This is a genomic window from Clostridium sp. M62/1 (assembly GCF_020736365.1).
Taxonomy (GTDB): Bacteria; Bacillota; Clostridia; order Lachnospirales; family Lachnospiraceae; genus Otoolea; species Otoolea saccharolyticum_A.
Genome location: NZ_CP085988.1, coordinates 2,823,189 through 2,836,406, shown reverse-complemented (window position 1 = coordinate 2,836,406; position 13,218 = coordinate 2,823,189). Strand labels below are relative to the sequence as shown.

Sequence of the window (13,218 nt, the reverse complement as noted above, 5' to 3'; positions counted from 1 at the left end):
ATCACAAAAAATCACATAAGAGGCTGAACGGCAAAAACGGCTCCGGCCAGGGCTTTTCCCTGAATGGAGCCGTTTTTTGCCTGCAGCCGGTGCCGTTCAGCCCGGGAAGGCCAGAGCCTGGGGCAGAAGGGGAGGGCCTTGGGGCAGAAGAGCCTGGAGGTCAGCCCTGACCGGTGCAGGAGAAGGTATAGCCGATCCCCCAGACAGTTTTGATAAACCGCGGATTTTTCGGACTGTCCTCAATCTTGTTTCTCAGGTGGCTGATGTAGACCATAATTACGTTGTCATCCACTGCGGTATTGTTCCAGACAAGCTCATAGAGCTGCTCCTTTGAGAACACCTGGCCCGGGTGGGACAAAAAAAGGCGCATCAGCACATGCTCCCTGGAGGAGAGGGAGATGGGAATCCCGTTCTTTGAAAATTCCATGGTAAGGGTGTTGTAGAGAAAGGGCCCTGCTGTGAGAATTTCCCCTGCCTCTTCCCGTCCGGCCTGGCTTCTGCGCACCAGCGCCTTGATCTTGGCGCCCAGAATGACGGGGTTAAAGGGCTTGGACACGTAGTCATCGGCTCCGATGTCCAGCCCGTAGAGGGTGTCAAAGTCACCGCTCCTTCCGCTGAGAACCATGATGGGAGTAGTGTTTCCGGACTCTCTGAGCTTCTTAATGGCATGAAAGCCGTCGTCATTCCCGTTCATCATAATGTCCAGGAGAATCAGGGCAAACTCCCCGCTCTGGGCTGCGCGGACAGCCTCCAGTCCGTCGCTGGCCGTCTGAGCCTTAAAGCCGCTCCCCTCCACAACGCGCATGAGAAGCCGGCGGACAGCCGGATCATCGTCAGCAATCAGTATCTTTTCTTCAGCCATAGGTCCTCCTCCCTTTCTGGTCCGTCTCTTTAATTTCTTCATGAGCAGAAACTGCTCTGTCCAGAATACCACAAAACGAGGAAAACTGCAAAACTTTCAAATCTTAACATTTTTTAAGACTTTTTCAGGGGATGTTAAGAACCGGGCAGTATACTGAAGGCAGAATAACCGTTCTGCTGTACCAGAAGACAGGAAGCCCCAGGGCCTGGCAGGAAAGCAGAGGGAAGAAAGGGAGAAAGAGATATGTATTTAGCTTTTCTGGGCTTTGCCATGATCGTAGTATTTATGGGACTGATTATGGCAAAAAAATTAAGCCCGTTTACGTCACTGATTATCATTCCTGTGCTTTTCGGTCTGCTGGCAGGCTACGGCTGGGATACGCTGGAATATGCCATGGCCGGAATTAAGGATGTGGCCGGCACCTTTTCCATGATGACCTTTGCCATCCTGTATTTTGGAATCATGCTCACGGCGGGAATGTTTGACCCTATGGTGGACAAGGTAGTTTCCTGGTGCAAGGGAGACCCGCTGAAGGTTTTGGTGGGAACGGCCGTACTGGCTGCCTTCGTGTCACTGGACGGGGACGGCACCACCACGGTCATGATCTGCTGTACTGCCATGATCCCGATCTATGAGCGCCTGAAAATTAAAAAAATCTATCTTGCGACTCTGATTATCCTTCAGAACTGTATTATGAACCTGATTCCCTGGGGCGGCCCAACGGCCCGCGTTATGTCGGTGATGCATCTGGATGCTGGAGAAATCCTGGCTCCTCTGGTACCTGGTATGGTTCTCTCGGCGATTTACGTCATCGGAGTGTCCTATTATCTGGGACTGAAGGAGAGAAAACGCCTGGGCGTGTCAAAGGATGTGGAGAATCACGCGGTTAAGGTACAGCTTTCAGAGGAGGAGAAAGCATGGAAGAGGCCAGGGCTTATCTGGTTTAACCTGATCCTCACAGCGGCTATCATTGCAGCCCTGATTATGGGACTGGCTTCCTCTGCCATCCTGTTCGGAGTGGGAACAGCGGTTGCCCTCCTCGTCAACTATCCCAATCAGAAGATTCAGAGAAATGTCATCAGCTCCATTGCTCCGGATATGATCAACGTGGTCATGATGGTCCTCGGTGCCGGTGTGCTGATGGGTATTTTAAACGGTCCGGAAAATGCGGGTATGTCAAATGCCATTGCCGAATTCCTGGTTGCCGTGATTCCGGAATCTCTGGCAAAGTACTTTGCAGTCGTGATTGCCGTTGTCAGTGCTCCGGGTACCTATCTGCTTAACAATGACGCCTTCTACTATGGCGTGCTGCCGCCTCTGGCTGCCACAGCCAAGGCCTATGGCTTTACGGATCTGAATGTGGGCTTTGCAGCTCTGATGGGACAGGCCTTCCATTTCCTCAGCCCGTTAGTTCCGTTTATCTACCTGCTGATGGATAAGACAGAGATTACACTGGCACAGTACCAGGGATATATCTTTAAGTGGTGTATCGGAATTTTTGTCATCTTTATGGCTGCAGGGCTTGCGACAGGTTATCTGCCGATTCTGTAAAGAACAGGATTTCCGGGTTTCAGAGGCTGCTTCAGGCAGAAAATAAAACCGGCAGTACTATTTGACAGAAAAAGGGGCATTCTGTAAAATAGACGGAAGAAAATGCAGAAAGGCCCTGCAGAATGTCTGCGGCCAGCCGCCGGCTGCCGCAGGCAGGAAGCGGACGGAGTGCGCAGCGGTATGAAAATTCATTTTTTTAGGGAACGCCCCCGGGGAGGGGGAATCGGCGCTGCCGCAGCGGTTGTATTTGCTGCGGCAGTGCTTTTGTTTATTCTGGTAGGAAATATGATAGTCGAGAACCAGAAAACCATGATTGAAACCCAGAGCGGGCAGCTGCGCTCTATCTCAGAGAGCGTGGCGGCCAATATTGAGGTGTTTGTGGAGGAGACGAAAGACGATCTGGCAGTGGAAACAGGGCTGGAACAGTTTCGCACAGCGGAGGCCGCTTTTGCAGAGCAGAATCAGAAGCCCATGGAAGAGACCCTGGAGGAATTTCTCAGGGAGAGGGAGGGAACGGTCACGGGCCTTGTCTACGAACAGGGAAACCTCAGCATTTCACACTGGACACAGGAAGAGAGGGTTCTTACGCTGGTCAGCTTTATGACGGAGCAGACGGCAGATACCGCTATTTCCATCTGGCAGGATGAGGAGGAAAACTGTTACCTGAAACTTCAGAGAGCCACAGAAGCCGGAGGCAGGCTTTCCTGTATTCTGAGCTTTAACGATATCTATGAGAAAACAGCAGCCTATATTAAAATGGGAAAAAACGGGTATGTGATGGTCAAGTCCTCAGACGGCCTGATTCTGATGCACCAGGTAGAGGAGCAGATCGGGCAGTATGTCCTGGAAGGGCGCCGCAGGATGTACCCGGGGCTGGATTTTTCTGAGCTGGAAACGCTGATTGAGCATCAGGAGTCGGGAAAAGGAGGGGTGGAGATCTACAATTCCTACTGGTGGATAGAGGAACCGCCCCGGCCGGTCAGAAAGGTATCTGCCTATGAGCCGGTTGAGATCGGAGACGACTTTCTGATCGTCAGCGCTGTGATCGACTATGCGGAAATCACAGAACCCTTGCAGGCGGCTACTATAAAGATAGCTGCAGCAGCCGTCTGCCTGGCGGTATTTTTCGGTCTGTTTCTTCTCCTGATCTGGAAGCTGTTCAGCAGGCAGAAAGCGGTGGAGCAGGAGAACTGTCGGCTGAGAGAGGTGAATGAGCGGCTTGAGGAGCTCAGAAGGAGAGAGGAGGCTATGGCTCATCAGCAGAGGCTTCAGCTTGTGGGAACTATGGCGGGCGGAATCGCCCATGAGTTCAACAACCTGCTGACTCCCATTATGGGCTACTCGGCGATGATGCTGTCAGAGATGGATGAAAGAGACCGCTATTACGCAGATATTCAGGAAATTTTGAGCTCAGCGGAAAAGGCGAAGGAGATTATCAGCCAGATCTCAGCCTTCAGCGGAAAAAATTCCGAGCAGTCCTTTCAGGAAATTCCTGTAAGTCAGGTGGCGGCCAGGGCCATGCTGGTGGCAGAGTCGGGAAAGCCAAAGCAGGTGGAAATTGTCATGGAGCTTGTATTTGAGCCGTTTTGGATGTGGGGGAATGAAACCCAGATTCATCAGATTGTGCTTAACCTGTGCACCAATGCCTTTCACGCCATGGGGGAAGCGGGAGGCCGCCTGACGGTAAAGGGGAGAGTACGGAAGGGAAGAGAGTTTGCCAAAAACAGGTTTTTTGAGGGGAAGGAGGAACAGGACTTTTATGAGCTGTCCTTCTCTGATACCGGGTGCGGTATGACAGAGGATGTCAGAAAACAGATCTTTGATCCATTTTTCACAACCCGCAGGGCTGGAGAGGGGACGGGACTGGGGTTGTTTCTGGTGTACCGGATGGTGGAATCCCACAGGGGGCTGATCACGGTGGAGAGCGAGCCGGGAAAGGGGACGGTGTTCTGTCTGTATTTTCCGGTATACTGCCGCAGCGCGGATTCGGCTTCGCTTCGGTAGGGCGGCCGGCGTTCCGGCCTGTCCTACTTCCTGAAAGGTCCGGCTTTTTCCGGCAGGCTGATGCAAGAAACGAAAAGTTTGAGAACTCTGGATGCTTTAAAAATTCAAAAAAATACGTCCTGTTAAAGTGTTTTATCTCTGACAGGACGTATTTTTTTGCAGATACTTCCAGCTGACTGCATTGCAGCCGCCGTATTGATGCTAATGTGTAAGTCAGGACGGATTACAGCTTTTGCACCCTCTGTATCCGGGATTTTCCTTCAGGCACTGCTCGAAGGACTCTCCACTCCATTCAGCTTTATTTTTATCACTCATATCAGACACACTCCTGCAGTCCGGCATGTGAATGAGCTTGGAACTGGTGTTAAGAATATACGTATGAAGTCCGTTTCCATCCACAGTCCCGGAAGGCTCTGAACCGGCGGAGGGACCAAAGCCGGAAACAGAACTGTCTTCTGAACTGCCTCCCGCCGGTCTGGCCGGTTTGTCATCCGGATCCCCCGGCGTGTAGTCGCTGCAGGGACTGACAGACCAGGTCAGTGAGGAGCCGTCTGTGGAGACTGTGATGGTTCCCTGCTTGTCCGTGCGGAAGATCTCGATGCCCATGGCCTCGAATTTTTCCATGGTTTCCACATGGGGATGGCCGTAGGAATTTCCGGCTCCGCAACTGATGACAGCATATTCTGGCACTGCTCTCTGAAGAAAGTCCCAGCTTCCGGAGCTGGCGCTTCCGTGATGGCCGGCAGCGTAAACCGTGCTTTCCAGGGGAAGACCCGTCTTAATCATTTCAGCCTCACTCTCAGATTCCGCGTCCCCGGTAATGAGAAAGCTCACGTCGCCTGCCGTAAGACGGATGGCAACCGAGTAGTCGTTGGCGCTGCTGTAGCTTCTGCTCTGGGGAGCCAGAACTGTGAAGGATGCATTTCCCAGCTGGTAAGTCTCCCCGGGCTTCGGATGGATGAGAGGAATATCCTTCTCGCGGATCACAGACTGGAAAGACTGAAATACCCTTGTATCTGTCTCATAGTCTGGCGCAAGGACTTTCTCTGTTTCATATACATTCAGCGCGCCGACCACTCCGTTCAGGTGATCGGCGTCGTAGTGGGACGCGATCACATAGTCCAGGGTTTCCACGCCCTGCTCCTGAAGATAGGATACGACGAGAGAGGAAGCGTTCCTGTCTCCTCCGTCGTAGAGCATGAAATGGCCGTCAGACTGGATCAGCACAGACAATCCCTGCCCAACGTCGATGAAATGCACTGTGGTATCAGCAGATAATACCTGGCCTTCAGCTGTGCTGCTCTGTGAGGAAGCCGCGGAATTCTCCTCTGTGCTGCCTGTCACATTCAATGAGCCTTCTTCATTGGCCTGCCCGGATAATCCGCTGCCGGAGCATCCTGTTAAAAGAAGAGCGGCAGAGAGCAGACAGGCAACAGCCAGCCGGGCAGAATGTCTGACTCTGTTGAATCGGTTCATATGTCATTACCTCCTTTGCCTGTCCATTTTACCTCATACAGGCAGAGTGCGCAACAGAAAAAAGAACATAAGTTCGCAAGTCCGGAAAACGGGCCTTTTGTTATTTTGTTCCCACAATTGTGACAATCACGCGGTTTGGGAGGCAGACAATAGACTGGCCTGTTTCAGAGATGGCACCCTGACGGACGCAGAGTTTGTCAGGGCAGGAGGCCTCAGTCAGGAATGCCTTTCCATCCTCTATTATAAGATGGTTCGTCTGGCCGTTTCCGCTTTCAATGACAATGTCATCATTCCGGTTTAAGTCTAACGTCATGATTTCTGTTCCGTCTACACTGACTGAGACCATAACTGCCGGCCGGCCGGCGAAGAATTCTCTGCCGGCAAAGAGGAGGGCAGCAGCGGCGAGGAGGACGGCGAGAAGAAGAAGGTCCCGCTTTTTCTGTCCGGATTTGTGTTCAGGGGCGCTGTCAGCGAGTCTCGTCTGGCTCATATGCATTCTCCTTATCACTTAATTCAGAGGCTTCCCATGGATATCATAGATGGACAGCTCTCTGGCGCCTTCGGAAAAGTGGAGCTCGTAGTCATCCGTGATGAAGATTCCGCAGGCGTCATCCGTAGAATCGAGAAGTTCTATTCCTTTTTCCAGTCCCAGGGAAAAGCAGGTGGTGCTTAAAGCATCACCGTCCACAGACTCCGGACAGATGATGACGACGGAGATCAGACCGTTGTCATAGGGATAGCCGGTCTTTGGGTTTAGGAGGTGGTGGTAATTCTTTCCGTCTGCAACAAAATGGCGTTCGTATACTCCGGAGGATACCACGGACATGTCGTCGATATCCACATATCCCACCACATCGCTGTATTCCGCAAAAGGCTTCTGGATGCCGATGCGGAAGGGAGTGCCGTCCGGCTGTGTTCCGATGCACAGTACATTTCCACCCAGATTGATGATCGCGCTCTCCACACCGCGGCTGACAAGAAAATCCTTCAGTCTGTCCGCGATGAATCCCTTGGCTATAGAACCCAGATCCAGGGTGGTATCAGGGGAGAGGAAGGTCAGTTTATTGCCGTCGAGAGAAAGATTTTCATATCCCACCCGGCTCACAGCCTCGTCGATGGAGGACTGAGGGGGAATCACGGCCTGTCCGCCTGTAAAGTCCCAGAGAGAACTTAAGGGCTCGATGGTCAGGTCATAGGCTCCGTCGGATACCTGGCTGTAGTAGAGGCCCTCCCTCAGAAGGGCAGCCGTATCATCGCTCAGGGTGAAGGTGGTTTCATCGGGGCTTCTGTGGTTCAGCTTATAGATCTCGCTGTCCGCGATAGTCTTGCTGAATCGGTTTTCGTATTCCCGGCACAGGGCCATGCACTGTGTCAGAAGCTCTTCGTCATCTGTGTCATAGAGAGTGACGGTGACAAAGGTATTTAAAAGAAAGTCAGAGCGGGAAATGGGCTCCTGCGGTACGGTCTTCTGATCAAGAAAAAAGCAGGCGGCCAAAACTGCTGCACCGGCCAGCACGCCGGCGGCTTGGGTCAGTCGTTTTTGATTCATTTCAGTATTTCCTCTTGTACTTTGTTTATTGACAGATATAATAGAAAGGAGTGCTATAGGCGCTGCGCTTTTAGGGCCCGCAGACCGGCACTGAACTTTCGCTTACCATACTAGCAAAGGCAGAGAGGCATGTCAAGAAGGCGGCCGGGAAAGGACGGCAGGAGAATGGACAGCTATGGGACAGAGGAAAAAGTGAAAAAACGCAGGATGAGAGAGAAAGCTGAGAAAAATAAAACACAGACAGAAGCAGACATAGTCAGAGGCAGGCGGAAGCAAAAACAGAGCACAGACAGAAGAGACAGAAGACATAGAAATAAGAGAAATGGAAATAGGAGAAATGGAAATAAAGGAAACAAAAACTAGGAAAGCAGAGAGAAAAAGAAGGGAAAATGCATTCCAGGCCGCGTTCTGCGGGATGATGATCGCCCTGGCCTTTCTCCTGAGCTATGTGGAAACGCTGATTCCCATAAACCTGGGCATTCCGGGCGTGAAGCTGGGACTTGCCAACCTTGTCACGATTGTGGGCCTCTACACAGTAGGCCTGGGGGAACTGGTATTTATCTCACTGGTCAGGATTATTCTGGTAGGATTTACCTTTGGAAACGGCTTTTCCATGGTTTACGGGATGGCAGGGTGGACCCTCAGCCTTCTCCTGATGCTTTTATTTAAAAGGACAGGATGGTTCGGACAGACAGGGGTGAGTGTCATAGGAGGTGTGGGACACAATGTGGGGCAGCTTGCGGTTGCCGCCCTGGTTGTACAGAACACGGCAGTATTCTATTACCTGCCGTTTCTTCTGGCTGCGGGAAGCATCGCCGGGGCAGTGATCGGGCTTCTTGGAGGGATGGTGGCAGAGCGGATTCACGGTTTTAGGGGAAGGCTGTGAGGAAGAAACAGAGGAAAAAACTGGTTGGCAAACCGTCCGGGATGAAGTACAATGGAAGGCAGGAGTGAGGAATGCTCCTTCGAGTGTATCAGAAGGTTCAGATGCCTTCTAGGGAGCAGCTTCATGGAGAAATCATTCTTTTATGGTTATTTATGGTTATAGTTATAAGAAACAATAAGGAGAGTACGGGTATGATTTATGAAGCAATCAAAAAACTGGTGAAATACGGTCTTGATACGGGGCTTATCACGGAGTATGACAAAATCTATGCCACAAACCAGATCCTTGAGGTGATGGGGCTTGATGAGTATGAGGAGCCGGCAGAGGAACCGGGAGATATTGATCTGGAGGCCGTGTTGAAGGAGCTTCTCGACTATGCCCACGAAACAGGCGTTCTCGCTGAGGACAGCATTGTTTACCGCGATTTGTTTGACACGAAACTGATGAACTGCCTGATGCCGCGTCCAAGCGAGGTGGTGGCGAAGTTCTGGGATATATACAACCACAAATCTCCAAAGGATGCCACAGAGTATTACTATAAGCTGAGCCAGGATTCCGACTATATCCGCAGATACAGGATTGCCAGGGATATGAAATGGACGACGGATACGAAGTACGGCACCCTTGATATTACCGTAAACCTTTCAAAACCGGAGAAGGATCCGAAGGCCATCGCAGCCGCGAAGATGATGAAGCAGAGCGGTTATCCGAAATGCCAGCTCTGCATGGAGAATGAGGGCTATGCAGGAAGGGCCAACCACCCTGCCAGAAACAATCACAGAATCATCCCGATCACGGTCAACGGAAGCCCCTGGGGATTCCAGTACTCTCCATATGTCTATTACAATGAGCACTGCATCGTGTTCAACGGAAAGCACACCCCGATGAAAATCGACAGAGCTGCTTTTGTGAAGCTGTTTGACTTCGTTAAGATGTTCCCCCACTATTTCCTGGGATCCAATGCGGATCTGCCGATTGTGGGCGGTTCTATTCTGACGCACGATCACTTCCAGGGCGGAAATTATACCTTCGCCATGGCAAAGGCGCCTATCGAGAAATATTTTACTGTCCCGGGCTTTGAGGATGTGGAGGCCGGAATTGTGAAATGGCCCATGTCCGTGATCCGGACCAGGGCAAAGGATCCGGAGCGCCTGATTGAGCTGGGGGATAAGGTGCTTGGATGCTGGAGAGAATATACGGATGAGGCTGCCTTCATCTTTGCAGAGACAGACGGAGAGCCTCACAATACGATCACTCCCATTGCCAGAAAGAACGGAGAGATGTATGAGCTGGATCTGGTGCTCAGAAACAACATTACCACGGAGGAGTTCCCTATGGGCGTTTACCATCCGCACCAGGAGCTTCACCATATCAAGAAAGAGAACATCGGTCTGATTGAGGTTATGGGACTGGCAGTTCTTCCGTCCCGCCTGAAGGGAGAGCTGGCAAAACTGGCTGAGTACATTGTGTCCGGCAGGGATATCCGTTCCGATGAGGAGATCGAAAAGCATGCAGACTGGGTGGAAGGCTTCCTTCCGAAATATCCGTCTGTGACGGCAGAAAATGTAGATGAGATTCTGAAAAAAGAGGTTGGGCTTGTATTTGAGAAGGTTCTCGAGGATGCAGGCGTGTACAAGTTCACTCCTGAGGGGAGAGAGGCATTTGCCCGCTTCCTGCACGCGGCAGGTTTCCAGGAGAAATAAGCAGGGGACAGAAAATACAGGAACAGGCTGCTTTTCAGCTCCGGAGCTTTTGTGAGAGAAAAGGAGAAAAAGGACAGATAACATGCTTATTAAGGAAGAGTTTCTGAAAAAGTACAACATTGCTGAAAATGAGTTCCGCTCGGCGAATATCAGCTTCAGGGAACTGGAACGGATTTATAATCATTACTGTTCCCTGGAGCCGAAACTGCGTTCCATCAGCCGGGATTTCCTTGACGAGTATCTCTATGACACGGAGAGAGCGGGAATCCACTCCTACCGTTACCGGCTGAAAGAGCCGGGCCACCTGATTGAAAAGATCATCAGAAAGAGAAATGACAGCCTGGACAGCTACCGGGAAATTGACAGCACCAACTATTATAAGTACATTACAGACTTAATCGGAATCCGCGTGTTTTTCCTGTACCGGGAGGACTGGAGAGGATTCCATGAATACATTACAGGCAGGTTTGAGAATAATCCCGAACACTACGTGGAAGATCGGCTCAGGGATTTTGACGAGGATCCAGGTCACTGGTATATTGCGGAGCGCCCCAAAAGCTATCGGAGGATTGGGGATACGAAAATATATGATAAAAATCTGATTGACATTAAGTCGGACGGAATCTACCGGTCGATCCACTACATTGTCAAATATAAGGGATACTATGTGGAGCTGCAGGCCAGAACTTTGTTTGAGGAGGGATGGAGCGAGGTAGATCACGACATCGTGTACCCGTATTTCCAGAACGATGTGATGCTGAAGGACTTTTCCACCCTCTTAAACAGACTGTCCGGCATGGCTGATGAGATGAGCTCCTACTTCAGACGGCTGAAAGAGGCAAAGGAGCGCTATCAGATGGAGGAGGACAGGCATTCCCTGTAAGTCGGAAGGATATCATATGAACGAAAAAGAGATACAAAGGCGCATTTTCAGAATCACCGTGCTTACAGTGGCAGTGAGCCTGATTCTCATTGTCTGTGCAGGCGTCGTAATCACATCAATGCTCCGGGCGGAGAAAAACTCATATGAAGCGCAGATGAAGGCCTTTATCAATGAGTACAAGATAAATATGGAGCGCCAGATGGATTCTGACATTGAATCTCTGGAAACGCTGGCCGGCTTTATCTCCAACAGCCGTCTGCTGGAGCTCGAAAACCTGGCGGACGGAATTGACGGGGCAGGGACGGCAGCGCTGTTTCTGCGGCTGGGCTACTGTGAGAAGGGAAGCGACAAGATACGCATCAGCATGACCAGGGAGCTGGGAAGGGATCTGCCGATCTCTGAGCGGGCGCCGGAACTGCAGGAGGTGATTGAGAAGGGATGGAACGGAGAAAACGCCACCTCTCAGGTGTATATGGATGTGACCCTGAAAACGCCGGTTATTGCTTACAGCGTTCCCGTCTACGATGAATCGGGTATTCTGAAGGGATGCCTGCTGGGAGTAAGGGCTCTGGATGTGTTTCAGGATATTCTGAACGAGACAACGCTGTCGCAGATTAGCCTGGATGTGGCCTGGCTGGATGCAGACGGGAATTTCGTCGGGCATACGGAGGAGGAAGAGGGGCGTCATATGAGCGCGTCCATTTTCAGCCAGGAAGGGATTTCAGAGAAGGACAGAAGCCTTCTGAGGGAGAACATGGCCATGGGCAGGGACTGCACGATTTCCTACCAATATGGCGGCAGTACCTACGGCCTTTACCTGGAACCGTTAGACAGAAACGACTGGTATCTGCTCTGCATTGACGACAGCGATAAAGTGAAAAGCCCCGTCTATTTTATGCTTCTGGCTGTTGCAGCCACCTTCCTGATTATTCTGGTTCTGAGCATTGCTTCCATATGGTATGGTTCCAGGATTCTGAGGAAGAATAACCGGGAGCTGATAAGAACCGCATACTACGACAGCCTGACAGGACTGTTTAATATGAAACGGTTCGAACAGGAGGCTTCCGAGCTTCTGGAACAGGATGGCTGCAGGAGTGTTGCAGCTCTGAATATACGCCATTTCCGCTACATTAACGAGATATTCGGAAAGAAGCAGGCGGATCAGGTGCTCTGCGAGCTGGCTCTTATCATCAGGGAAAATATAAGAGAAGATGAGCGCTTCTGCCGTTACAACGGCGATCAGTTCTGCATGCTTCTCCACACCGTGGAGGAGGAGGAGATCCGGAGACGGATTGGGGACATCATGAAGAGCTGCGAGAGAATCTCCAGAAGATTTAACAGAAACTATCCCATTCAGATTTACGCGGGAGCAGCAGTCAATCAGGTGACCAGACCGGATGAACTGATCGACAGGGCAGAATTTGCGCTGAAGCAGGCCAGACAGGGAGCGGAGCGGGATATTGTATTTTACGATGAAAAGCTCCACAAAGCAGAGGAGCTGGTGCGCCTGATCGAGAGCAGCAAAAATGAGGCCTTGGAAAAAGAAGAGTTCCGCCTGTTCCTCCAGCCTAAGAGAGACCTCGCTTCAGGGGAGATTGCCTCTGCAGAGGCCCTGGTGCGGTGGATTCGTGAGGACGGTTCGGTGATCTTTCCAGATCAGTTTATTCCTCTTTTTGAGCTGAACGGCTTCTGCGCCCAGCTGGACCTCTACATGGTTGCCCAGGTATGCAGAAAGCTGAGGCAGTGGGAGGATGAGGGCAGAAGGCCAATCAGCGTTTCTGTCAATCAGTCCAAGCTGCTGTTTTATCAGTCTGACTATGTGGAGCGTCTGTGCCAGATCACGGAGCACTACAACATTCCGCGCAGCAGGATCACGCTGGAGATACTGGAAGGGCTGGCGGCGGAGAGCATCGGAGAGCTGAATAAGACAATTATGCTCTTAAAAAATCTGGGATTTAAGATCTCTCTGGACGATTTTGGAAGCGGCTATTCTTCCCTGAACCTGCTGACGAGAATCGGCATTGATGAAGTCAAGCTGGACCGCGGTTTCCTGGAGCAGGAGGTCTTCAGAGAGAGTGAGAGCCAGGCGGTTCTCATGAAGCATATTGTGAATCTGGCGAGAGACCTTTCCATCACTACGGTTGTGGAGGGAGTGGAGACTGCAGAGAATGAAGCCTTTATCCGCTCCATCGGCGTGGACTATGGACAGGGCTACTATTACAGCCGACCGATTCCAAGTGATGAATTTGCAGAGAAGTATCTGCAGTAAGAGTATATACAAAGCCAAAAGCGGCGCATTCCAGG

General features: G+C 51.3%; 11 protein-coding genes. 7 read left to right on the top strand and 4 right to left on the bottom strand.

All coding sequences use genetic code 11. The annotated features are described in order from the left end of the window. Positions 1-160: 160 nt before the first annotated feature. Positions 161-862, bottom strand: coding sequence for a response regulator transcription factor (locus LK436_RS13310; RefSeq protein WP_021965459.1), 702 nt, complete (start codon positions 860-862; stop codon positions 161-163). 243 nt (positions 863-1,105) lie between these two features. Here LK436_RS13310 and LK436_RS13305 point away from each other — a divergent pair, with 243 nt between their 5' ends. Further along, positions 1,106-2,413, top strand: a complete 1,308-nt coding sequence (locus LK436_RS13305; protein ID WP_008395093.1) for a CitMHS family transporter — start codon at positions 1,106-1,108, stop codon at positions 2,411-2,413. 180 nt (positions 2,414-2,593) lie between these two features. After that, positions 2,594-4,417, top strand: coding sequence for an ATP-binding protein (locus LK436_RS13300; protein ID WP_227910072.1), 1,824 nt, complete (start codon positions 2,594-2,596; stop codon positions 4,415-4,417). A gap of 213 nt (positions 4,418-4,630) precedes the next feature. Here LK436_RS13300 and LK436_RS13295 read toward each other — a convergent pair whose 3' ends face one another. The 3 genes from LK436_RS13295 to LK436_RS13285 all read right to left on the bottom strand — a co-directional run bounded on the left by LK436_RS13295 (position 4,631) and on the right by LK436_RS13285 (position 7,442). Further along, a complete protein-coding gene (locus LK436_RS13295; RefSeq protein WP_008395095.1) occupies positions 4,631-5,893 on the bottom strand; it encodes a ComEC/Rec2 family competence protein in 1,263 nt (420 codons plus the stop codon). Between the two features lie 100 nt (positions 5,894-5,993). After that, positions 5,994-6,383, bottom strand: a complete 390-nt coding sequence (locus LK436_RS13290; protein ID WP_044930347.1) for a NusG domain II-containing protein — start codon at positions 6,381-6,383, stop codon at positions 5,994-5,996. Between the two features lie 18 nt (positions 6,384-6,401). After that, complete coding sequence (locus tag LK436_RS13285) at positions 6,402-7,442, bottom strand: FAD:protein FMN transferase (RefSeq protein ID WP_008395097.1); 1,041 nt, start codon at positions 7,440-7,442, stop codon at positions 6,402-6,404. A 165-nt stretch (positions 7,443-7,607) separates the two neighbouring features. Here LK436_RS13285 and LK436_RS13280 point away from each other — a divergent pair, with 165 nt between their 5' ends. The 5 genes from LK436_RS13280 to LK436_RS13260 all read left to right on the top strand — a co-directional run bounded on the left by LK436_RS13280 (position 7,608) and on the right by LK436_RS13260 (position 13,183). Then, a complete protein-coding gene (locus LK436_RS13280) occupies positions 7,608-7,805 on the top strand; it encodes a hypothetical protein (RefSeq protein WP_021965462.1) in 198 nt (65 codons plus the stop codon). Further along, the gene (locus LK436_RS13275) at positions 7,780-8,328 is read left to right on the top strand and encodes a Gx transporter family protein (protein ID WP_015573805.1); all 549 of its coding nucleotides are present in this window, start codon (positions 7,780-7,782) and stop codon (positions 8,326-8,328) included. The genes LK436_RS13280 and LK436_RS13275 overlap by 26 nt, the downstream gene beginning before the upstream one ends. 191 nt (positions 8,329-8,519) lie before the next feature. Next, a complete protein-coding gene (galT, locus tag LK436_RS13270) occupies positions 8,520-10,031 on the top strand; it encodes a UDP-glucose--hexose-1-phosphate uridylyltransferase (RefSeq protein ID WP_044930350.1) in 1,512 nt (503 codons plus the stop codon). A gap of 82 nt (positions 10,032-10,113) precedes the next feature. Then, positions 10,114-10,914: a GTP pyrophosphokinase gene (locus LK436_RS13265; protein ID WP_008395101.1), complete on the top strand. Its 801-nt coding sequence runs from the start codon at positions 10,114-10,116 to the stop codon at positions 10,912-10,914. Positions 10,915-10,930: 16 nt separating this feature from the next. Further along, the gene (locus LK436_RS13260) at positions 10,931-13,183 is read left to right on the top strand and encodes a GGDEF and EAL domain-containing protein (RefSeq protein WP_008395102.1); all 2,253 of its coding nucleotides are present in this window, start codon (positions 10,931-10,933) and stop codon (positions 13,181-13,183) included. Positions 13,184-13,218: the final 35 nt, after the last annotated feature.